This window comes from Pseudomonadota bacterium (assembly GCA_026388275.1).
Lineage (GTDB): Bacteria > Desulfobacterota > Syntrophorhabdia > Syntrophorhabdales > Syntrophorhabdaceae > JAPLKB01.
In genome coordinates this window covers 48,094-68,692 of the sequence record JAPLKB010000021.1, presented here as the reverse complement: position 1 = coordinate 68,692, position 20,599 = coordinate 48,094, and the positions used below count along the sequence as shown (strand labels likewise).

General features: G+C 43.2%; 22 protein-coding genes, 1 other RNA gene and 2 pseudogenes. 16 read left to right on the top strand and 9 right to left on the bottom strand.

Going from position 1 to position 20,599, the window contains the following annotated elements; genetic code table 11:
* From NT010_06295 to ftsH, 6 genes are all read right to left on the bottom strand, one after another.
* The coding region (locus NT010_06295) for a methyl-accepting chemotaxis protein (protein MCX5805664.1) at positions 1 to 788 on the bottom strand (788 nt) is incomplete at its 3' end.
* 261 nt (positions 789 to 1,049) lie between these two features.
* Positions 1,050 to 1,763: a pyridoxine 5'-phosphate synthase gene (locus NT010_06290; protein ID MCX5805663.1), complete on the bottom strand. Its 714-nt coding sequence runs from the start codon at positions 1,761 to 1,763 to the stop codon at positions 1,050 to 1,052.
* A gap of 55 nt (positions 1,764 to 1,818) precedes the next feature.
* The gene (locus tag NT010_06285; GenBank protein ID MCX5805662.1) at positions 1,819 to 2,463 is read right to left on the bottom strand and encodes a CdaR family protein; all 645 of its coding nucleotides are present in this window, start codon (positions 2,461 to 2,463) and stop codon (positions 1,819 to 1,821) included.
* A 57-nt stretch (positions 2,464 to 2,520) separates the two neighbouring features.
* The gene (gene cdaA, locus NT010_06280) at positions 2,521 to 3,261 is read right to left on the bottom strand and encodes a diadenylate cyclase CdaA (GenBank protein MCX5805661.1); all 741 of its coding nucleotides are present in this window, start codon (positions 3,259 to 3,261) and stop codon (positions 2,521 to 2,523) included.
* 50 nt (positions 3,262 to 3,311) lie between these two features.
* Complete coding sequence (gene folP / locus NT010_06275) at positions 3,312 to 4,130, bottom strand: dihydropteroate synthase (protein MCX5805660.1); 819 nt, start codon at positions 4,128 to 4,130, stop codon at positions 3,312 to 3,314.
* Positions 4,108 to 5,919, bottom strand: coding sequence for an ATP-dependent zinc metalloprotease FtsH (ftsH, locus tag NT010_06270; protein ID MCX5805659.1), 1,812 nt, complete (start codon positions 5,917 to 5,919; stop codon positions 4,108 to 4,110). The genes folP and ftsH overlap by 23 nt, the downstream gene beginning before the upstream one ends.
* A gap of 147 nt (positions 5,920 to 6,066) precedes the next feature.
* Between ftsH and rplM the strand changes: the two genes are divergently transcribed.
* The 11 genes and pseudogenes from rplM (at position 6,067) to NT010_06215 (ending at position 15,520) form a co-directional block, all read left to right on the top strand.
* Positions 6,067 to 6,513 carry a 50S ribosomal protein L13 gene (gene rplM, locus NT010_06265; GenBank protein ID MCX5805658.1) on the top strand — a complete coding sequence of 149 codons (447 nt, stop codon included), beginning with the start codon at positions 6,067 to 6,069 and terminating at the stop codon, positions 6,511 to 6,513.
* A complete protein-coding gene (rpsI, locus tag NT010_06260) occupies positions 6,506 to 6,898 on the top strand; it encodes a 30S ribosomal protein S9 (GenBank protein MCX5805657.1) in 393 nt (130 codons plus the stop codon). Before rplM ends, rpsI begins: the two co-directional genes overlap by 8 nt.
* Before the next feature lie 9 nt (positions 6,899 to 6,907).
* Positions 6,908 to 7,930 (top strand): N-acetyl-gamma-glutamyl-phosphate reductase, encoded by a 1,023-nt coding sequence (gene argC, locus NT010_06255; protein MCX5805656.1) that lies wholly within the window; start codon positions 6,908 to 6,910, stop codon positions 7,928 to 7,930.
* 150 nt (positions 7,931 to 8,080) lie between these two features.
* Positions 8,081 to 8,530, top strand: coding sequence for a response regulator (locus NT010_06250; protein MCX5805655.1), 450 nt, complete (start codon positions 8,081 to 8,083; stop codon positions 8,528 to 8,530).
* Positions 8,531 to 8,847: 317 nt separating this feature from the next.
* Entirely contained in the window at positions 8,848 to 9,216 is a 369-nt protein-coding gene (locus NT010_06245; GenBank protein ID MCX5805654.1) for a hypothetical protein, read from the top strand.
* Position 9,217: 1 nt separating this feature from the next.
* Positions 9,218 to 9,880: pseudogene (locus tag NT010_06240) on the top strand (ABC transporter ATP-binding protein).
* 386 nt (positions 9,881 to 10,266) lie between these two features.
* Complete coding sequence (locus NT010_06235) at positions 10,267 to 11,505, top strand: FtsX-like permease family protein (GenBank protein ID MCX5805653.1); 1,239 nt, start codon at positions 10,267 to 10,269, stop codon at positions 11,503 to 11,505.
* 31 nt (positions 11,506 to 11,536) lie between these two features.
* Positions 11,537 to 12,313, top strand: coding sequence for an outer membrane lipoprotein-sorting protein (locus NT010_06230; GenBank protein ID MCX5805652.1), 777 nt, complete (start codon positions 11,537 to 11,539; stop codon positions 12,311 to 12,313).
* A gap of 10 nt (positions 12,314 to 12,323) precedes the next feature.
* The gene (locus tag NT010_06225) at positions 12,324 to 13,673 is read left to right on the top strand and encodes a hypothetical protein (protein ID MCX5805651.1); all 1,350 of its coding nucleotides are present in this window, start codon (positions 12,324 to 12,326) and stop codon (positions 13,671 to 13,673) included.
* Positions 13,674 to 13,680: 7 nt separating this feature from the next.
* Positions 13,681 to 14,766: a histidine kinase gene (locus NT010_06220; GenBank protein MCX5805650.1), complete on the top strand. Its 1,086-nt coding sequence runs from the start codon at positions 13,681 to 13,683 to the stop codon at positions 14,764 to 14,766.
* Positions 14,756 to 15,520, top strand: a complete 765-nt coding sequence (locus tag NT010_06215) for a LytTR family DNA-binding domain-containing protein (protein ID MCX5805649.1) — start codon at positions 14,756 to 14,758, stop codon at positions 15,518 to 15,520. The genes NT010_06220 and NT010_06215 overlap by 11 nt, the downstream gene beginning before the upstream one ends.
* Positions 15,521 to 16,129: 609 nt before the next feature.
* On the opposite strand, the gene NT010_06210 is transcribed toward NT010_06215, so the two are convergent.
* Positions 16,130 to 16,573, bottom strand: coding sequence for a GNAT family N-acetyltransferase (locus tag NT010_06210; protein MCX5805648.1), 444 nt, complete (start codon positions 16,571 to 16,573; stop codon positions 16,130 to 16,132).
* 173 nt (positions 16,574 to 16,746) lie between these two features.
* Here NT010_06210 and smpB point away from each other — a divergent pair, with 173 nt between their 5' ends.
* The 5 genes and pseudogenes from smpB (at position 16,747) to NT010_06185 (ending at position 18,690) form a co-directional block, all read left to right on the top strand.
* On the top strand, positions 16,747 to 17,193 hold the full coding sequence (smpB, locus tag NT010_06205; protein ID MCX5805647.1) for an SsrA-binding protein SmpB: 447 nt from the start codon (positions 16,747 to 16,749) through the stop codon (positions 17,191 to 17,193).
* Between the two features lie 70 nt (positions 17,194 to 17,263).
* Positions 17,264 to 17,616: a transfer-messenger RNA gene (ssrA, locus tag NT010_06200) on the top strand.
* Between the two features lie 182 nt (positions 17,617 to 17,798).
* A pseudogene (locus NT010_06195) lies at positions 17,799 to 18,038 on the top strand (Arm DNA-binding domain-containing protein).
* Between the two features lie 159 nt (positions 18,039 to 18,197).
* Complete coding sequence (locus tag NT010_06190; protein MCX5805646.1) at positions 18,198 to 18,440, top strand: hypothetical protein; 243 nt, start codon at positions 18,198 to 18,200, stop codon at positions 18,438 to 18,440.
* Positions 18,424 to 18,690: a type II toxin-antitoxin system RelE/ParE family toxin gene (locus tag NT010_06185; GenBank protein ID MCX5805645.1), complete on the top strand. Its 267-nt coding sequence runs from the start codon at positions 18,424 to 18,426 to the stop codon at positions 18,688 to 18,690. The genes NT010_06190 and NT010_06185 overlap by 17 nt, the downstream gene beginning before the upstream one ends.
* A 104-nt stretch (positions 18,691 to 18,794) precedes the next feature.
* Here the strand turns inward: NT010_06185 and NT010_06180 are convergent, their stop codons facing one another.
* Both NT010_06180 and NT010_06175 read right to left on the bottom strand, forming a co-directional pair.
* Positions 18,795 to 19,433, bottom strand: a complete 639-nt coding sequence (locus NT010_06180; GenBank protein MCX5805644.1) for a hypothetical protein — start codon at positions 19,431 to 19,433, stop codon at positions 18,795 to 18,797.
* Between the two features lie 149 nt (positions 19,434 to 19,582).
* Positions 19,583 to 20,566, bottom strand: a complete 984-nt coding sequence (locus NT010_06175; GenBank protein ID MCX5805643.1) for a hypothetical protein — start codon at positions 20,564 to 20,566, stop codon at positions 19,583 to 19,585.
* Positions 20,567 to 20,599 lie beyond the last annotated feature (33 nt).

Genomic DNA, 20,599 nt, shown 5'->3' with positions numbered 1-20,599 from the left:
TCCATCTGACCCACGAACTGGCCATCTGATAATGACCGTTCACGCCTTGACCGACCTGACCACCCACACAACCTACCTTTTAAGAAACCTATCAAATTGTATTCCCTTTGTCTATTGGTGTCTTGTATAATAGTACGAGACCTTGTGCCAAAAACCTGTATGACATCAGACATCCCCCGCACCTTTTGAGCGATTGTTTTCATTATGGCAACTGTCTCATCTATAACAACGCCTCCAGCTTTAACTGCATCATTTGAGTGTCCCGAGCTTTCTGCAGCTACCGAACAATTTCGTGCTATTTCCGATGATGTGGATGAAAGCTCCTCGGAAGCGACGGCAATAGAATTAATCTGCGCCGCTATCTGATCAAACGCTGTCACAACCTGTTCTATCGCTGCTTGCATTTTATTAGAAGCAGAAGATATCTGGTCACTGTCCTCAGCGACATGGACCATTATTCTCCGCAAGTTGTCAACGAATGTATTAAATCCGGTGCCCATTTCTCCAATTTCATCGCGCGATTCCACGTCTATTTGTACGGTAAGGTTCCCTTTTGTGGCTTCTCCAACGGCTTTCACGGTATTTTCTGTCGTAGAAGTGATAATATTAGCCATAAGAACATTTACAGCAAGGGAGAAAACAGTTGCAATACCTATTATTATGAATGATACAGTTGTGGAATAACCTGCATATAAAACCACCCCAAGTAAAAATAAAAACAGGATAAAAACAGCAGGTGCAACCATAAGTTTTCGAGAGAGCCTCATATTAGCAAATATTTTTGTCATACCTTCCTCCCCTTCTTTCTTGGTTTAAATCAACAGCAATTTTGTTTCAATTCTTACGTATATAGGAATATCTTTTGATATAGTACAATATTGTCTTTCTGTCATGCGGCATATAAGTTTTATCGGTAAATTAGATATCCTCTTAAATAAAAAAGATATAGTTTCGTTAAAAAAGTTAAGGATTTATGAAAAAGTACCTTCTTTTGTTGTATGTGTAGGGATATTCCCCGCAGCCAACGCGGCGGGGTTGTTGATTTGATATTATCGCATCAGCGCCAGCATATCCCTTATTGCTTTGTCCAGTCCGACAAAAACTGCCCTTGCAATTATACTGTGGCCGATGCTCAGTTCGTCGATATCCCGTATCGCAACTATTTCCTTTACATTATGATAATGCAGACCGTGTCCTGCATTTACGCCTAACCCTAATTCTTTTCCTCTTTTTGCAGCATTAACCACCTTTCTTAATTCCTTCTCGTGTATTACTTCATTTTTAGCATCACTATAAGCGCCGGTATGTATCTCAATCATATCCGCCCCTATTTTGTGTGCTTCCAGAATCTGTTCTTCTTCCGGGTCGATAAAAAGACTTACTTTAATCCCTTTTTCCTTTGCACCGGCGATAACACCTTTGAGTTTTTCGGAAAGACCGACCGCATCAAGTCCGCCTTCTGTTGTTAGTTCTTCCCTTTTTTCAGGAACAAGCGTTATCATATCAGGCCTTACGTTCCTTGCTATGTTCACCATTTCCGCAGTGGCAGCCATTTCAAGGTTCAGTTTTGTTTTTACTGTCTCTCTTAAAATAGTCAGGTCCCTGTCTTTAATATGACGTCTGTCTTCCCGTAAATGTATTATAATCCCTGAAGCGCCTGCCGTCTCTGCCAGACCTGCAGCAAAAACAGGATCAGGATAATTTGTTCCTCTTGCCTCCCGTAATGTTGCTACATGATCAATATTCACCATCAGTTTTTGCATTCCATCCCTCCGAAAAGTATCATTAATTATATAATATAGTGTTTTTTTACCTGTCCTAATTTCTCCTAAGGATGACCTTAACTATATCGGGTTTAACTTTCCTTATTATCAAATTTTTAGCATCTAATGGAACATCAATTGTTTCTTCTACAGATATAAAGTTGCCATCCACCGGAATAGTTTCAATAGACTCAATGTTTTTCAGTGCATTTCCTGAACCTTCTACATTCACATAACGGGGAGTCCAGGATTTTATACTATACATGCCAATCCATTTTTTTTCCAATTTTACAATTGTTTTCAATGTTTTTTCTATGGTCCCATCAATCTCTATAACAATATAGTCAGGTTTGACCTCCTCGACTTGAATACCTTTTGGTGCACGGACATTGTTTTTTTGCAGATCATAGACATATCGTCCTTCTTTCACGTTTGACAGGTCAAGCGATATCCCTATGTCGCGGGCACGAATATCTTTGAGCATCGATACCGGACCGTTAAGCGTAACAAGCACTTCGTCAGTATCCATCTTGCTTACAATAAGATCCCTGCTCAATTTGTCGGCAGAAACCCGTACTGAGATGCTCATTTTTGATACTCCCATATAGGAAACGGCAAGCCACAGCATTGAGGCAAGAACCAGAGAGAGGGTTTTGAGCTTGAAGTCTTTAAGTATATATTTGGTTATGAAGTTCATCATAGTCTTTATTCCTGGAGCATTATCAATGACCCGTCATATGCATAAGAAAATGACCGTTCATATTAAAAGTTTCTTCAACACTTTTTTTAATTCATCACCGTCGATTTTTGTGAATATCTCGCCTTTATAGGCATACGAAATCCATCCCTTCTCTTCAGAAACTACTACGGCAACAGCATCTGTAATCTCTGTTATACCGACAGCAGCCCTGTGTCTCGTGCCGAATGCTTTATCGAGCCCATCCTTTAATGTCAGCGGAAGGATACAGCTTGCGGCTCTGATCTTGCCCTCTCTGATTATCAACGCACCGTCATGTAGAGGAGATGTCTGCTGGAAAATGCTCAATATAAGTTCTGTATTTACACTTGCATCCATCTTTATGCCAATCTCCATGAATTCTTCAAGTCCTATTTCGCGTTCAAGAACAATCAGTGCCCCTGTTTTTCTTTTACCCATAATTATGCATGCATTGGAAAGCTCATCGTAAAACATAGTTTCTTCAACATATGTAATATTTTTAAAGAAAGGGCTTCTTCCGAGAGCTATGAGCATCCTTCTTATGTCGTTTTGAAATATTACAACAATAACAAGTATTATTGAACCGACAAAGTTGTTAAGAATCCATCCAAGCGTGAAAAGCTCAAGCTTCTTTGAGAAATAAAAGACAAAGAAGATAATGATAAAACCTATAATGAGCTGTATTGCCCTTGTTCCCTTTATCAGCAGGAATGTCCGGTAAAGAATCGTGGAAACGATCAAAATGTCTAAAATATCCTGCCAGCGAATTGTTGGTATCATACTTTACATCCTTTAAGCTTCAGGGGATAAGACAGTCAGCATTTTAACGGCTATGAACTCATTATTGCAGAAACAAGCTTCACAACCTTTTTTGTCTTTTTCACATCATGGACCCTGACGATATTTGCCCCGTTCCAGACTGATATGGCAACACTTGCAAGCGTACCTTCGACCCTTTCCTGGAGCGGAGAATCCGTAACATGTCCGATGAAAGACTTCATTGATGTTCCCACAAGGATTGGTCTGCACAGCTCCCTGAAGTCACTGAGTTGCTTGATGATTTTCAGATTATCTTCAACCCTTTTACCGAAGCCGATACCCGGGTCAATAATAATATGTTCTTCATTAACTCCATGATTCCGAGCGAAAGCTATCCTTTCAATGAAGAATGACTTTATCTCAGACATAACATCTTCATACCGGGGGTTTTGCTGCATATCCTTCGGTGTTCCCTTTATGTGCATGATAACCGCATACATGTTAAGTTTACCGACAGTTTCCGCCATATCCGGATCAAACATGAATCCGCTTATGTCGTTTACGATATCGGCTCCGGCCAGACGAGCTTCCTCAACAACCTGAGCTTTATTAGTGTCTATGGATATAATGATATCAGATTGAGATCGTATGTTTTCTATGACAGGTATAACCCTTTTCAATTCATCATCAACGGAAATAAGTTCTGAAAAAGGTCTTGTGGATTCCCCCCCTACATCTATAATATCCGCCCCATCTTCAATCATTTGCAGGGCTTGTTTTACCGCATCTTCTGTTTTGTAATACATGCCCCCATCATAGAAGGAATCAGGGGTAATATTTAAAATCCCCATTATGAGAGGGCTGCCGTTAAGCTGTATCTCCCTGACCATGTTTGCTTTCCCTGATTATCACGTCCAGTTCCTGTCCGTCAAGTGCTTCCTTTTCTAAAAGGCTGTTGGCAATATTGTTCAGGGCAACTATGTTTTTAACGAGTATTCCCTTTGCCCTCTCATGGCAGTTGCCTATAATCCTCCGCAGTTCTTCGTCTATCTCCTGCGCTGTATTTTCGCTGAAGTCTCTATGACGGCCGATTTCCTTGCCGAGAAAGATATGCTCTTCGTCCTTCCCATAGCTTAACGGTCCCAGCTTTTCACTCATACCCCATTCACACACCATCTTTCTTGCTATCTTTGTTGCCCTTTCGATGTCGTTTCCTGCACCTGTTGTAGAATGATTTAAAATAATCTCTTCTGCTACCCTTCCGCCAAGCAGGATAGTAATATTATCGAGAAGATATACTTTTGAGTATGTATGTCTTTCGTCTATGGGCAACTGCTGTGTGAGACCCAATGCCATGCCTCTCGGAATAATAGTTACTTTGTGTATAGGGTCGGAATTAGGGATCATCTTAGCTACAAGGGCGTGTCCGGCTTCATGATATGCAGTGTTTTTCCTTTCCTGCAAGGGTATTATCATGCTTTTTCTTTCAACACCCATGAGCACTTTATCTTTTGCATGCTCAAAATCATCCATTTCAATTTCTTTTTTGTTTTTTCGTGCAGCGATAAGAGCTGCTTCATTAACGAGATTTTCAAGGTCTGCACCGGAAAATCCCGGTGTTCCTCTTGCAATAATGGAAAGGTCAATATTGGCAGCAAGTAGCGTTTTGCGTGAATGTACTTTAAGAATCGCTTCTCTCCCCTTTACATCAGGGATGGATACGACGATCTGTCTGTCGAATCTTCCCGGTCTTAAAAGCGCAGGGTCAAGAACATCGGGTCTGTTCGTTGCAGACATAACAATAACACCTTCATTTGACTCAAATCCGTCCATCTCAACAAGGAGCTGGTTCAATGTCTGCTCTCTTTCGTCATGTCCTCCGCCTAGGCCTGCACCCCTGTGTCTGCCCACCGCATCTATCTCATCAATGAATATTATGCAGGGTGCGTTCTTTTTCCCTTGGTTGAAGAGGTCGCGTACACGTGAAGCGCCCACGCCGACAAACATCTCGACAAAATCAGAACCGCTTATGCTGAAAAACGGTACATTAGCCTCTCCTGCAATTGCCCTTGCAAGGAGTGTTTTTCCGGTGCCAGGAGAACCGACAAGAAGCACACCTTTAGGGATTCTCCCACCGAGTTTTGTAAATTTTTTAGGATCAACCAGAAATTCTATGATCTCCTGTAGCTCTTCTTTCGCCTCTTCAACGCCTGCAACATCCTGAAATGTTGCCTTGTTATCTTTGTTTGTAAACAACCTTGCTTTGCTCTTGCCGAAGGACATTGCTTTGCCTCCGCCCGCCTGCATCTGTCTCATAAAAAAGATCCAGACGCCTATAAGAAGAAGCATAGGGAACCAGGATATGAAAATATTTTGCCACATGCCTGATTCTTCATCCGGTTTTGCATTGATTTTGACGCTGTGTTGTCTGAGAATTTTAACAAGTTCAGGATCATCAGGGGCATAGCTTTTAAACTCTTTTCCATCTTTATAGGCACCAACAATGTTTTTTCCCTGAATTGTTACGGAAATGATTTTGTCCGATTGCACAGCCTCGACAAAGTCACTGAAAATAACCGTATCATAAGCTTTTTTTGGTTTATAATAGATGTTAAAGATAAAAAGACCAAGCAATACAATAAATAGCCAGATAAAAATGTTTTTGTTCACAGGGTTCATATTTACGTTTTTTGACATACATTTTATTAACATAAAACCCTTATACTATCAATCAATTTAGCGATTTATTTAAAGGGTGGTTAAGTTTTGCTTGACTTAAACAGCTTAATATATTAATTTAGACAAATTCTTTGCAGGATAATAACTATGAAAACATTTTTTCCAAAAACTGATGAGATTTTAAGAAACTGGTATCTGGTAAACGCAGAAGACCTTACATTGGGTAGACTGGCAGTAAAGTTGGCAACTATTCTGAGAGGAAAAAACAAACCGAACTTTACTCCGCACACGGACACAGGCGATTTTGTTGTTGTCATAAATGCGGAAAAAGTGAAGCTTACCGGTAATAAGTTGTCTCAAAAAATGTATATGAGACACAGCGGCTACCCGGGTGGTTTGACAACTGTAAATGCAAGGACAATGCTGAGCAAAAAACCTGAAGACGTTATTACCTTGGCAGTAAAAGGCATGCTCCCGAAAAACATTCTTGGAAGACAGATGCTGAAAAAACTGAAGGTTTATAAAGGTAATGTACATCCCCACAAAGCCCAGATGCCAAAGGAACTGGAATTAAAGGAGGTAAAAGGTGCCTGAAAAAAGGTACTACGCTACCGGCAAGAGAAAGACTGCTGTCGCAAGAGTGTGGTTAAAACAAGGTGTAGGCAACTTTATCATAAACGGGAGAACCCTCGATAATTATTTTCCCGTTGAAGGTCTGAGAATCATGGTAAATAAACCATTGGTGATAACAGGCCATACAGGGAAGTTTGATGTTGTTGCAAATATATACGGCGGAGGCATCCCTGCCCAGGCATGGGCTTTAGGCCATGGAATTGCAAAAGCCTTGCTCGAATTCAACAGCAATCTCAGAGCGACCCTGAAGAAACAAGGACTTATAACAAGAGACCCGAGGGCAAAAGAGAGAAAGAAGTACGGTAAAAAGGCGGCAAGGGCAAGTTTCCAATTCTCTAAGAGATAATATTCTTACATGCTGAAAGTCGGTATTATAGGTGCCACTGGATATACAGGGGCAACCCTTATATCGTTGCTACTGACACACCCTGAAGTAAAAATCACGCTTATCACTTCGAATACATACAAAGGGGAAAAGATATCCAATGTTTTCCCTGTGTTTAAAGGAGTGTTTGAGGAAGCGCTTGTTCCTACAGATGAAGATCATCGTGGTAAATGTGATGTCTATTTTCTGGGCTTGCCCCATGGTACATCAATGGAGACTGCAGCGCACCTTTATGATGACAAATCTATCATTATTGATTTAAGTGCTGATTTCAGATTCGAAAATGTCAGCCTTTATGAAAGTGTATATGTAAAGCATACCGCACAAAATCTCATTGAAAAAGCCGTATTCGGTCTCCCGGAGCTTTACCGTGATAAGATACGGAATGCCAAGGTTGTCGGCAATCCCGGTTGTTATCCGACTTCTGCCATCCTGGCGCTTTACCCTCTTTTAAAAAGAGGTCTTTTAACCGGCGACATCTTTGTTGACTCAAAGTCCGGTGTGAGCGGAGCCGGCAGGGATGCAAAACCCGGAAGTCTTTTCTGCGAGGTGTCGGAAGGCTTCAGGGCTTATAATATAGGAACACATCGCCATGAACCGGAGATACAGAAAGAAGTAAGCAAGCTGCAGCCGTTAAAGGTCATGTTCACACCCCACCTCCTGCCGATGAACAGGGGTATTCTTTCAACAACTTACACCAGGCTTAAAACACCTGCGACAACAAAGGACATTCTTGACCTTTATCAGGAAACATATAATGAAGAGCCTTTTGTACGCATTATGGACGAAGGGCAATATCCTGATACACGGAATACCAGATATTCAAATTACTGCGATATAGGGCTCAAAGCCTTTGATGACGGAAGAATCATTATTATTTCCACAATAGACAACCTTATTAAAGGAGCATCAGGCCAGGCAGTTCAAAACATGAATATTGTCCTTGGCATAGAAGAAACCACTGCCCTGAAAGGCATACCTCAGTATCCGTAACAACTGACAGACTATAATCTGTTTCAGTGCTTCGAGCACTTTACAAATAAATTTATTTCTGAGATACTGTTTATATTAGATACTATTTATATATTGTTTTATAAGGAGTGTTATTTGGTTTCAAAAAAGATTAAAAGAGGTAGGGAGGCCATGTCTGACAAACTGGATATAATTATTGTGGATGATGATCCGGATATATGCAGTGTCATTAAGGAAATTATAGAGAGATTTTATACCTGGGGTGATGTTATTTTTTTTACAGATACTGATGAAGCAATCTCTTATTGTCGAAATATGAAGGCAGGAGTCGCAATTTTTATCCTGGATGTTTTTATGGGGCATGAGACTGGATTCGGTTTTCTGGATGAGATTATTGACAAATTTCCCATGGCTTACGAGGACACCATTATTATGACCGGCAATGCCAGCGATGATGTGGTGAACATGTGCGTTGCCTCTGATATAACTTATCTCATAGAAAAACCCATAAAGGCTTATACATTGCAGTTAGCAATCAGAGCAATTATTGCAAAATACCTGCGATTTGCAAAAAGACTCCTTCAGGACCCTGCATTAGCTGAAAGTATTGCAGGATTTTAATACAAAGTCGCCTTCGTTTATCCATCTTTATTGTCTGTTTCCCTTGTTGTATTCCCTGACGTATTGGCAGTAATCCAGAGTACCGGCGATGCAGAATCTATATCGAGAAAGTGTTCTTAATTTTAGAGCAACACACCGTATTCAGCCGATTGCAGCTTAGATATTATCATTCCTCGTCCATTCCATGCCTCACCGCTTCACACTCATTTATTACCATTTTATCAACTCATAGATCTTTTTATCACCGGATTGTTCACTAAACCGGACAAGGTTATTTAAGATAAACATAAAACTATTAACAGAAAGGAGAAAATATCATGAATAGTTTTTTTCACAATTTATTGGTTGGGCTTTACGGAGCAGTGTGCCTGGTTTTTATGGCAGCAATATTGCCGGTGTATGCTGTCGAAAAACCTGAGGATATGGACCTCCAGGCATTATCCGCTCAAATAGTTCAATTGCAGCAACGACTTGACCAAAATCATTCCGATTATGAAGCCCTCCAGGGTATCGGAATAGCCTATCATGCCATGGCCATGAAAGATTCCAAGGCTTATGCCAAAAAGGCAGTCCAATTTCTTGAACTGGCCCATGAAAAGAAATCTGATGATAATCTGGTGCTATGTTACCTCGGCAGCGCTTATATTTCTTTGGCCAAGGCTGAATCCATTCAAAAGGAGAAATGATATGGCTTTAATCGAAATGCAGAATATAAAAAAGGACTACTTCTTGGGTGAAACCATAGTGCATGCCCTTCAGGGGATCGACTTAGAAATAGATAAGGGAGAATTTGTTGCCATATGGGGGCCATCAGGCTCCGGCAAGACCACGCTTCTTAACCTTATCGGCGCCATCGATGAACCGACAGAAGGTGCCCTTGCCATTGCCGGAACAGATGTCCACTCTCTCTCAGACAACAAAAAAAGTGAACTTCGCAATGAAAAGATCGGCTACATCTTTCAGGGCTTTAACCTCGTCCCTGTACTCTCCGCATTAGAGAATGTCATGCTTCCTCTCCAGATAAAAGGGGCCTCTACCAAAGAAGCAAAAGAAAAGGCACTATACTGTCTTCAGGAAGTTGGACTCAACGAGTTTATCAATCACCGTCCCGCTAAGATGTCAGGAGGACAACAACAGCGGGTAGCTATAGCGCGGGCACTCGTAAATGATCCTTCTTTGGTGATTGCCGATGAACCTACAGCCAATCTCGATTCTGAAACGGCCCGTATGATCATTTCCATCATGCGTGGTCTTAACGAAAAGGACGCCATTACCTTCATCTTCTCTACCCACGACCAACGGTTGCTCGATCGGGTAAAACGGCTTATCCGTCTCGAAGACGGGCGGATTGTCGATGGAGGCAACCCATTTACGGAAGCAGACGTGAGCCCCGGTGCATATAGCGTAAGTGCTTTAAATAGCTCACTCGGTGAGCCGGGTACCCGCTTGCGGGTGCGGGAGGCTCCGACAGCTTTGCTGGTGGAGGGGGCGACGCAAGCCACAGCGCAAATGACTGTCGATGCGTTAAATAGCTCACACGGTGAGCGAGAAGGGGAGGCCGGGGCACCCACTACAGTGGGTCGAGATTTGCTGGTGGAGGGGGCGACGCAAGCCACAGCAAACATAGATGTCGATGCGTTAAATAGCTCACACGGTGAGAGAGAAGGGGAGGCTCCGACAGCTCTGCTGGTGGAGGGGGCGACGCAAGCCCCATTAACCAATGGAGGTACACAGTCATGATGAAATGGATAAGACTTGCCTTACGTAATATCCTGAGAAACAAACGCCGCTCTCTCGTGACGCTTCTTGCCATAGCCGTGGGTTTTGCTGCGATAAGCCTATTTCGCGGATATGCCAGCAACATGTATTCCGGGTTAAAGATAATGGCTATCCGGGGAGAGGGTCTCGGCCATCTCACAATCTTTAAATCAGGATGGTTAGAGAAAGGAAAACTGGACCCGGAAAAGTACATGTTTTCAAAAGAGGAGATCGAAAGAATATCGAAACTTGTTACCGATGAAAGCGAGGTTGTTCTGGCAACACCTCAGATCAATTTATCCGGTATTGTGTCAAACGGGACAGTATCCACTATATTCATAGCTCAGGGCGTTATCCCACAGGATGACAGAACTATCAAAGGGTCCTGGTCAGCCTTCAGACCGATTAAGGGCGAAGGATTAAACGAAAAGAAATTATTCGGAGTGGAGATGTCTCAGGATCTGGCCAGGTTTTTAAATCTGATACCGGGTAAAGACGGTGTTGTCATGGCCCCAACCCTTGGCGGCCAGATGAACGCACTGGATATTCACGTATCAGGCGTATACGATACGGGCTCGGATGCCACCAACGACAAGTATATGCGTCTATCCTTCAATTTTGCCCAGTCCCTTCTGGACACGCAGAAGGCTGACAGAATCGTGGTGCTCCTGGATGACACGGAGAAGACCGAGAAGATGCGCACCCTGCTTATGGCTAAGCTCACGGGTGCCGGCATTGCATGTGAGATAAAGACATGGAATGAACTATCCCTTTTCTATTCCAAGGTAAGAGGGATGATCGATATGATGTTCCTCTTCATATTCTGTATCGTCCTCGTCATTGTGGTGATGAGCACAGTCAATACCATGGGCATGGCGGTTCTGGAGAGAACAAGAGAGATCGGGACTTTAAGAGCTTTGGGGCTTAAACGAAGGGGTATATCAATGCTTTTTGCACTTGAAGGGTGTCTGTTGGGCATCCTTGGCAGCCTCATAGGGGCTGTGCTGCATACCGGTGTGTGGACAATTATTCGGGCCATAGGCCCCACCTATACACCACCTGGTGTTTCCACGCCTGTACCGTTGACGGTGAGTTTTGTGCCTCAAACCCTGGTTTTGCTTGCGATCTGTCTTGTTATTCTTTCCCTCATCGCCGCCATTGTTCCGGTGAGACGTGCAGCCCGGCAGAACATTGTAAACGCACTGGGACACACTTAAGATATATGAAGGTAAAACAAGAGGAGGCAGGATGAAAAGAATAAAGATGAATTGTAAACAGGTTAGAAAATACGTGGTAATTTTGGCATGTGTCTTAGCAATTTCCTTAGGTTTTGGCTTTCCAGCAACATATGCCATGACCCCTGAGGAGATACTCAAAAAATCCGATGAGGCCCGCGGCAATGCAGACGGTATAGAGTGGGAGATTGCCATGAATTCCATAGAATCCGGTCGTGAGCAGCAAAGAACCATCAGGGTCAGTGCCCGCAGCTTCAATTCTCTGGCAGAATTTCTCGCCCCGGCGAATGTAAAAGGGCAGAAGATGCTTATGGTGGATCGCAATATGTGGTTTGCAAAACCTGGTCTCTCGAAAGCTGTCCCCATCTCTCCGAGACAGAAACTCCTGGGTGGTGCTGCTAATGGTGATATAGCTTCAACGAATTATGCCGGTGACTACAAGATCAGTCATACCTCGGAGGGCACGGTAAACAAGGAACCATGCTATCTCTTTGACCTTACGGCAATCGATAAAAAGGCCACTTATGACAGCATCAAATACTGGATATCCAAAGAACGTCTTGTTGGAGTAAAGGCTGAATTCTATACCGTATCAGGGAAGATGTTCAAGACCGCTGCCTTTGAATACAACAACAGCATCAGCATCGAGGGCGAGGCTCGCCCCTTTATCTCCAGAATGGTAATTACGAGCGCCATTATAAAGGAGGATGTAACCACCATGAGCTTTCGGAAAGTTTCTTTCAAAAAAATTCCTGACTCGATGTTCAATCTGAACCTTCTGGTGAAATAGGACTGACAGGATGAGACTTCATATATCAAATAAGACGCATTTTCTTACGGTAGCCTTAGTATTAATGGCAGTTTTGATATGGCCGGGGTCAGGATTCGCCGATGCAGATACAGAATCTGCCAAAACCGGGAAAACCTTTGCCGAACAATTTGCCTTGGAATTCAGAATTCTCACATATGGAATTATCCAGGAGCCTTCCTATTCTACACAAAATCCGGGGAATAACTTCCTGCAGTTGCCCCGTTATCTTGGTGATATGGAACTGAGGCCCGATCTGAGGTTCAACAGGGATTCTCTGGAGCTTATGGCCAAACCGAGAATGAGGCTTGAATACAGCGCCTGGACAGGCGCCGGTATGCGTGAGCAGGGATCGAAGTGGGATGACGACTGGTATGTCAATGAGTGGCTGGCCCGGGTGAAGGTCCGGGAAAACCTCTTCGTCTCCTATGGACGGGAAAATCTTCAGTGGGGACCCTCTTTTCTTTTTTCTCCCTCGAATCCATTCTTTCCTGACAATGGCCGCCGCAACCCCTATCTCGAAGTGCCGGGTTCTGATTTTGCCCGGTTTGTCTGGATTCCCGAGAGCTCCTGGACATTCTCCTTTATTGCCAATATTGAAGAGGGACGCAACAAGCCTGTAGGCCCCGACCCCTTTGAAAAAATTTATGCTGCAAAGATCGACTATACAGGCAGGGAAAATTATGCCTCTCTGATCCTCTCTCATAAGGAACATACCGGGAGTACGATAGGCTTTATGGGTGGATGGACATTAACGGATGCTGTTCTTCTTTATGCAGAGGGCGCGATAACTGAGGGCAGCAGGTCCCTCTATCCGGAAAGAGACCGCTCTTTCTTTGGATCGTCCATGCAGCAGATCTATAAGGACAGCATTGCTCTAAAACCGGTCCTCCTTGCAGGAGGTTCCTACACCTTTGACTCAAAGGGAACCCTGACGCTTGAATATGCATACAACGGCCAGGGATACAACGATGCTCAGGCGGACACCTATTACGCCTTGAGACGCAGTGCGGGAAATTCTCTGGGTTCAGGCAACATGATGACAGGACTCTCGCAAATGACACTTGGTCAAACAGCCAATACGGGACTTAAGTTTCTGCGAAGGAATTACCTCCTGTTCCAGTATGTTCAGAACAATATCAAAAACGTTATTGACTTGACTTTGCGGTGGACTCAAAACCTCGACGATGCCTCTTGTCAATTTACCACGCTTGTGACATACTATCTTGGTAATCATATGGAACTTTTTTCTGTGGGCTCCATAAATGGAGGCGGTAAAAATACGGAGTTCGGAAGTATCCTCGATTATCAGTTGATGATGGGGATAAAGTATACGTTTTGAGGAAGGAATGATCACCAAGCCAAATATTGATCTAACGGCACCCCGCATTAAAGACCGTCATGATGTCAGGCACATACTCCTGGATTATCTTTATACAATCATCATATCCCTTGTGATCGCTGCATTTCTCAGCATAATCGGCATCTCAAAACCGTTTCTTGTTAATCTTGTCATGTCCCTGTCCTTTGGGATATCAATCTGCACTCTCGCCGTTTTGCTGTTCAGGCTCATCAATCCGGAACTGGACAAGGCCTTATCAATAATTCTCATACTAATAGCCAGTGTTGTCGGTGGAATGATAGTAGGTTCCTATGTGGGTCATTTTATACTCCGACGCTTTTTCCCTTTCATGATAAGTACGGACGACACCCATGTTCTCAAGACCTTTGTCATGGCCCTTTTTTTTGGTGGCACAGCCTGCTATTTCTTTTATTCCAGTGCGCGGTTAAAATCCATCAGGGAAGCTGTGGAAAAAGAAAAGTTCAATCGTCTCGCAAGCGAAAAGGCGGTTCTTGAGTACAACCTGAAGCTGCTCCAGGCACAGATTGAGCCACATTTCCTCTTCAACACCCTTTCCAATGTTTTAAGCCTTATAGATACAGAGCCGGCCAAGGGTAAGTCCATGCTGATGGACCTAATCAGTTATCTTCGCACATCTCTATCAAGGACGCTGCCTGAGACAACTACGCTGGATCAGGAAATAAGCAGTATTAAGGCCTATCTAAATATCCAGCAAATCAGGATGGGTGAGAGGCTGAGTTTTGTGATTGATGTTCCCGATGAAATCAGAGAATATCCCTTGCCCCCTATGCTGCTTCAGCCTCTGGTTGAGAATGCAATAAAGCACGGCCTTGAACCGAGCATTGAGGGCGGAAAAATATCGATTAAAGCTGTGGAAGAAAATAACCTGATAAGGATAGAGGTACTGGACACAGGAGCCGGGTTTTCATCCGGAAATGAAGCCGGGGTAGGCATCAGAAATGTGAGTGAGCGCATCAGGCTGCTTTATGGCCAGGCAGGTCGTTTAATATTAGAAGAGAACAAACCGAATGGCGTAAAGGCTATCATCGAGGTGCCGAAGCATGACGTATAAAGCTATCATTGCCGATGATGAAAAAGAGTTGAGGGTATATCTCAGATCGATATTATCGGAGGTTTGGCCTGAGCTTGTGATCTGCGGCGAGGCCAAAAACGGCAATGAAACCCTTGCTTTGGTGGAATCAATGAAACCACAGATCGCCTTCCTTGATATCAAAATGCCGGGTCTTTCAGGCATGGAGGTGGCAAAAAAGATCGCAAACATCTGCCGCATTGTATTTGTAACTGCCTATGACCAGTATGCAGTAGAAGCGTTTGAGCGGGAGGCTGTTGATTATCTCCTTAAGCCTGTGTCAAAGGACAGGCTGGTTCAGACCGTTGAGCGCCTCAAGAATCAACTGAATGCCTCCGTTGAACCACCGGATGGGCTTGCCGACGTTGTTGAGCAAATTATCTCAAGGCTGCCGGACAGAAGGGGCATGGAATTTCTGCGCTGGATCAGAACGCAGCATAAAGATACAATCCGTCTCATACCGGTGGATGAGGTGGACTATTTCAGTGCCGAGGATAAATATACACTGGTAATGACGAAAGAAGGGGAATCCCTTATTAAAAAAAGCATTAAAGAGCTGGTACAGGAACTCGATCCCGGTCAATTCTGGCAGATACACCGGGGAACTATTGTAAATGTTGCAAGAATAGACAAAGTGAGCCGTTCAATTACAGGACGGGGTATGCTGAAGCTCAAAGAAAGACCCGAACTTCTTACTGTCAGCCGCAACTACCTGCATCTTTTCAGACAAATGTGAAGTATTTAGCGACGTGAGTCCCGGAAAAGAGTTTGTCATGTCCTTATAAAATAAATCTTTATTTAGCCCCTTTCTTTTGCCATCCTGTAAAGCCTTACCTGATGCTATTGTGCGCTTTGTGAAAATTAGATTATCTATAACTTTGCGATATTTCAAAACAAATACCACTATGGGTACAAGGGGGTTTATTTTGTATGACAAAATTATAAAGCCTGTAATTTCAAGGATATTTCTACAACAGGCAACATAGGGAGGTATGGTATAACATCGAATCATTCTAAGATGTTACAGGCAGGTTTACGTAACTTTTAAACATGTTATGAACATGATTTGTGGAAAAGTATTATTGAAGGTGTTGATATTGTACGAGAAAGCAGGATGCCGGTAGTCCATGATCCCGGATGCGAGCAAATTTTGCCGTCTTAAGCGCAATGAGCGTGTTTGCCGGGGATAAACACGACGCCGATACTTAATCTTAATGGAAAATATGGGATAATATATTATAGCCGGTGATTCCTTGATGATTTGAGCATTACTTTTTCTGCTATAACCAATACAGGTTCTAAAAAGTTATAAACACTTTATTTATAATAGATTGGCTGGCTTACGCTAAAGCTTTAACTCCAGGTTTATCATATCTCCCATGCGGAATTTCATCTTTTCAAAGAATTTAAGTAAATCCCAATCTTTCCAACTGACAAAAATATATATATTGTTTACCCCTACCTTCTTGAATATAGAAAACATTTCTTTAAAAAGAAGCTGGGCAATCCCCCTTTTCTGATATTTCTTTGCTACACCGAAAGCATCTATCCACGCTGTATTATCCGGTGTTCCACATTCCCATGTGCTTACTTTTCCCGAAATAAAACCGACTAAATTGCCGTCAATCTCTGCTGCCAGCGAGGGTACACCTGAGGTCTCTGCTCTTTCGAGTTTCTGTTCCCAGTATTCTATTCTTTTTATACCAAGCAGGGAGTAGTCAATCTTTGACACTTCATCAAGATCTCTCAACGTTAAGATCCTTAACTTAACAGGTTCAACGGGATCCATACCATTGACCTCCTTCCGGTACATTTAATATGCTATGAAGTATAGCAAAGGAAAACTGCTTGTCAATGTGTTTAGCATTTATTCTCTAAGGAAATTAAGAGATTATTGTCATAAATGTGTTTGACTTATATAGTACCTACAAAATCAGACCAATCTGTGCTATACTTACATGCATGAAGACAATATGTACTAATAGAAAAGCTTACCATGAGTTCCATATTGAGGACAAATTTGAGACAGGCCTTGTTCTGACAGGAACAGAAGTAAAATCTCTGCGCGAGGGTAAGGCGAACCTGAAGGACAGTTATGCAAAGATAAAAGATGGTGAGCTTTTTCTGGTAAATGCCCATATAAGTCCATATTCATGCGGGAACATATACAACCATGAACCGAAAAGAGAACGGAAGCTGCTGCTGCACAAGAGGGAAATCTCGAAGCTTTTCGGGAAAGTAAAGGAGAGGGGCTTTACGCTGGTGCCTTTGTCCATGTATTTTAACAACAGGAATATGGTAAAGTTGGAGCTTGCACTTGCTAAGGGTAAAACCTTATACGACAAGAGGGAAAGCATAAAGAGGAAAGACGAAAAAAGGGTCGCTGAAAGGGAACTGAGGTCGAGATGATTTTCTATTTCGGATTAAGAATGTTCGGTTGCTCTGGACCCCGGCTATTGATTTATGAACAATATATAAAGGGGGCGATTGGCTTCGACAGGGAAGTGAGGATCATAGAGGCATGCCGGGTTACTGCTTACCCGCAAATAAGCGGAAACTAAACACAACTGCAGACTCTTTTGAGTACGCACTAGCCGCTTAGAGCGGCTACATCATCCGGACTTTCTGCCTGCTTCAAGTCCGTGTATGGTGTGATACAAGCAGGATAGTCTCTCTGGATGCCTATGCGGGGTGGCGAAATTAATAGGCTGGGATGATGAAAAACCTGTCAGCGGGTGTTTCATCATCTGAGACTTAGAACACTGACTAAGCATGTAGGCTCTCTGGTGCCTTCTTTTTTGGACGCGGGTTCGATTCCCGCCGCCTCCACCATTTAAGAATCAAACACAATTCAAGGAAGTACAAAAACCCGTTAGAAATAGCGGGTTTTTTGTTGATGTTAGTTTAAAGAAGTGCTGTAAGAACAATAGAAATCCGGCTTATATGCGGGATAACTTTTTCACTGTTACCCCAAGCATAAAAAACAGTTACCCCAAGAAAGGAGGTAAAAGCCAATTCCTAAAAGGATTAGCCCCTTATCTGGAAAGAATATCAATGCTGCACAGCCCACAGACAAGGTTTATAGGTTATTTGACGGTAATGGCCTTTTTCTTTTGATAACTCCTCGGGGCGGTAAGCTATGGCGTTTGAAGTATCGTTTTGACGGTAAAGAAAAATTGTTTGCCTTGGGTACATACCCGGAAATAAGTCTTGCGGACGCAAGGACGCGGATAGATGAAGCCCGAAAGCAAGTTACCCATCGGAGAAGGCAGTTTGTGATTTGCTCCGTTTCCATATTACTTTTTTATTCGCATTAATTTGCTTTGGCTGGCATAAAAGCACCATAACACCATAATGTATTGATATTATGCTATCATGATTATATAATACATATCAAAAGAGGAGGTGCATATATGGCAAAAACAGCAACAACCATTCGCATACCGGAAGAACGTATAAGACTGATCCGTGCAATTGCAGGATATGAAAATATTTCTCTCGCAGATATATTTACGGAGATGGCAGACGAATATATTACACGTCACAAAGAAACTCTTGAGCTGTTAAAATTACCGGGATTTATCGAAGAATGCAGGGAGGGACTGGAAGAGATTAAGTCTGGGGGAGGCAAGGGGATTCTTGAACTGGACAGTTAAGTTATCTTCAAAGGCACAACGGTATTACGAACATCTGGACAAGAGTTTAAGAGACCGGATTAAAGCAGGATTGCTGGAGCTTTCAGAGAAGAATCACCCTGTTGAACACAGCCAGGTTAAGCCTCTGACGGGACAGCTTCGTGGCTTTTATCGTTTGAGGGTTGGCGACTACCGGATCATATTCAGTATTCTGCCGGAGCAGCATATCATTGCTGTAGTCAGCATCGTCCCTAGAGGAGAGGCGTATTGATTCTATGTGCCTAATTCCGGTTGAAAAAACCTTTTTATACACTGCTTTTATTGAAGAATTTGTAAAATAGATGATTTGATAACCAACAAAATATCATCAGGCTGCTACAAGTCTCCTTCCTGCAGAACCCGACCAAATCCGTTTTCTTCTAAATACCAGTATGTGAAGTGTTTTGATAACCAGCTTGCTGCTTTTTCTTCAGCCAGCGGCCGGTACAGAGAGGTATAAATAATCGGGATGCCAAAGCGGGATTCTAAGGCATCAAGAGTACCTGAAATAGCGTTGGGGTGGGCCAGTGTACAATACTCCGCACTGTAGGGCGACTTGATATCCTCGTAACTTGCTTCGACCAATAGCGCACGCCAGCGATATCGTGCCAACTGTTCGCACATCTTGAAAAACCTTGGCCGCTGCTGTATTAAAGTTGTTATCAGATCACTGAGAGATTTGCGTTCCAGGGCAACCAGGTTTTCCATTCCTTCTATACTATAATCACCTATATTAAGTCTCTGTCTTCTCTCTTCCCTGATCCAGTTATGAAACCTGCTGAAATCGAAAGGTGATTTCTCGCGAGTGTCAATCAATACAACCGGTTTGGGAATCTGTCGGGTAATACTGTGGCCATTGCGTTTAACAATTAATCGGCGTGATGGCGGAGCTGCATAATTTGGGTGTTGTATGGATTCTTCCACTTCATCCTCATTATAATCTTCCATAACATTGCAAGATGGTGCTTTTGGCATATATTAATCCCCTTTTTATCCTCTTGAGTTGTATCTTTACTTGCTTCCGTGAACCCGCCCCTTGATGGCGCCACCCCTGTCAAAGATGGCGCCATCCTCAGCAACGCCGCATGATGCTTATAATATAGGAATTGTTACTATGCGTTGTGTCATTTTGTTCTGTAGCTTCTTCTCTGTTTAAATCCGGACATGCTTTCTATTTTCTCGCTTTCTGCAAGGGTGAAAAAGGCCATGTGTATAACCTTGTCTTCATGGACGAGAGCAGAACCGACCTTCTCTTTACCTTCGAACCGGTAATCCCATCCGAGACCGACTGATTTATGTTTCGTATCTGAGCAGGACAGGACATCCTGGAGGAATCCATTTGCGATGGCAACGAGTGGCACTATTGCCCTTTTCCTCCTGTCGAGAAGTGCCTCTATGGCAAAGCTCTTGAGAAGTTTCGGATGGAGCAATTTGTAAGCGGAGCCGAGAGAGAGGATGTCAAACCCCATCAAGGCACCGTTGATCATGACCATCATCCCTTTCTGGTCAGGCATGAGAGTGACGGCTTTGAGGTAATCATCAAGTTCGCGTTCTTTTGATTCGAAGACATCCTTCATAGCCCCGGTAGGTGAATGAACTTTCGCATTGACAGCCATATCCTGAATGTCATCCCAGACTTCACCCTGGTTTGATCTGAATTGTCCGGATTCGCGGAGATTTCTGATAATGGACCCGGCCTTCTTCCTCTTTATATTATATGCCATCATCACATCAGAGTCCCTGAATTCATGTGAGGTATAAGACCACCTGCCGTGTTCGGTACAACTTACCGGGATGACTGTTTCACTGTTGCCGTCAATGAGAACTGTCGTATTGAGTACTCTGTTCTGTTTGGCCCCGGACAGTTCTTCGCCATCGAGTAAAAGGACTGGTATGTCACCTTTGTTGATAACTTTTAATTCCGGGACAGAGCCGCCTTCGGTAACCTCGGTAACAATGAGAGTGCCTTTCTCAAGTCCTTCCTTTAAGGTGATGTATGACGGGCCTCCGTTTCCTTTCATACATAACGGCACTATGGCAAGATTCTCATGTACCTGCATCTCACCCGGTTTAATGTTCATTACAAAATCTTTTACATATCCTTCCATACGAACCCCCTTTACTATGTTTCTTACTGTTAT

Coding starts and splice junctions, on each gene's coding strand:
- argC (MCX5805656.1), top strand. CDS start 6,908: ATGCTGAAAGTCGGTATTATAGGTGCCACTGGATATACAGGGGCAACC.
- NT010_06245 (MCX5805654.1), top strand. CDS start 8,848: ATGAATAGTTTTTTTCACAATTTATTGGTTGGGCTTTACGGAGCAGTG.
- NT010_06250 (MCX5805655.1), top strand. CDS start 8,081: ATGTCTGACAAACTGGATATAATTATTGTGGATGATGATCCGGATATA.
- cdaA (MCX5805661.1), bottom strand. CDS start 3,261: ATGATACCAACAATTCGCTGGCAGGATATTTTAGACATTTTGATCGTT.
- rplM (MCX5805658.1), top strand. CDS start 6,067: ATGAAAACATTTTTTCCAAAAACTGATGAGATTTTAAGAAACTGGTAT.
- NT010_06190 (MCX5805646.1), top strand. CDS start 18,198: ATGGCAAAAACAGCAACAACCATTCGCATACCGGAAGAACGTATAAGA.
- NT010_06215 (MCX5805649.1), top strand. CDS start 14,756: ATGACGTATAAAGCTATCATTGCCGATGATGAAAAAGAGTTGAGGGTA.
- NT010_06290 (MCX5805663.1), bottom strand. CDS start 1,763: ATGCAAAAACTGATGGTGAATATTGATCATGTAGCAACATTACGGGAG.
- NT010_06235 (MCX5805653.1), top strand. CDS start 10,267: ATGATGAAATGGATAAGACTTGCCTTACGTAATATCCTGAGAAACAAA.
- NT010_06230 (MCX5805652.1), top strand. CDS start 11,537: ATGAAAAGAATAAAGATGAATTGTAAACAGGTTAGAAAATACGTGGTA.
- NT010_06285 (MCX5805662.1), bottom strand. CDS start 2,463: ATGATGAACTTCATAACCAAATATATACTTAAAGACTTCAAGCTCAAA.
- smpB (MCX5805647.1), top strand. CDS start 16,747: ATGAAGACAATATGTACTAATAGAAAAGCTTACCATGAGTTCCATATT.
- NT010_06225 (MCX5805651.1), top strand. CDS start 12,324: ATGAGACTTCATATATCAAATAAGACGCATTTTCTTACGGTAGCCTTA.
- NT010_06220 (MCX5805650.1), top strand. CDS start 13,681: ATGATCACCAAGCCAAATATTGATCTAACGGCACCCCGCATTAAAGAC.
- NT010_06210 (MCX5805648.1), bottom strand. CDS start 16,573: ATGGATCCCGTTGAACCTGTTAAGTTAAGGATCTTAACGTTGAGAGAT.
- NT010_06180 (MCX5805644.1), bottom strand. CDS start 19,433: ATGCCAAAAGCACCATCTTGCAATGTTATGGAAGATTATAATGAGGAT.
- NT010_06175 (MCX5805643.1), bottom strand. CDS start 20,566: ATGGAAGGATATGTAAAAGATTTTGTAATGAACATTAAACCGGGTGAG.
- folP (MCX5805660.1), bottom strand. CDS start 4,130: ATGGTCAGGGAGATACAGCTTAACGGCAGCCCTCTCATAATGGGGATT.
- ftsH (MCX5805659.1), bottom strand. CDS start 5,919: ATGAACCCTGTGAACAAAAACATTTTTATCTGGCTATTTATTGTATTG.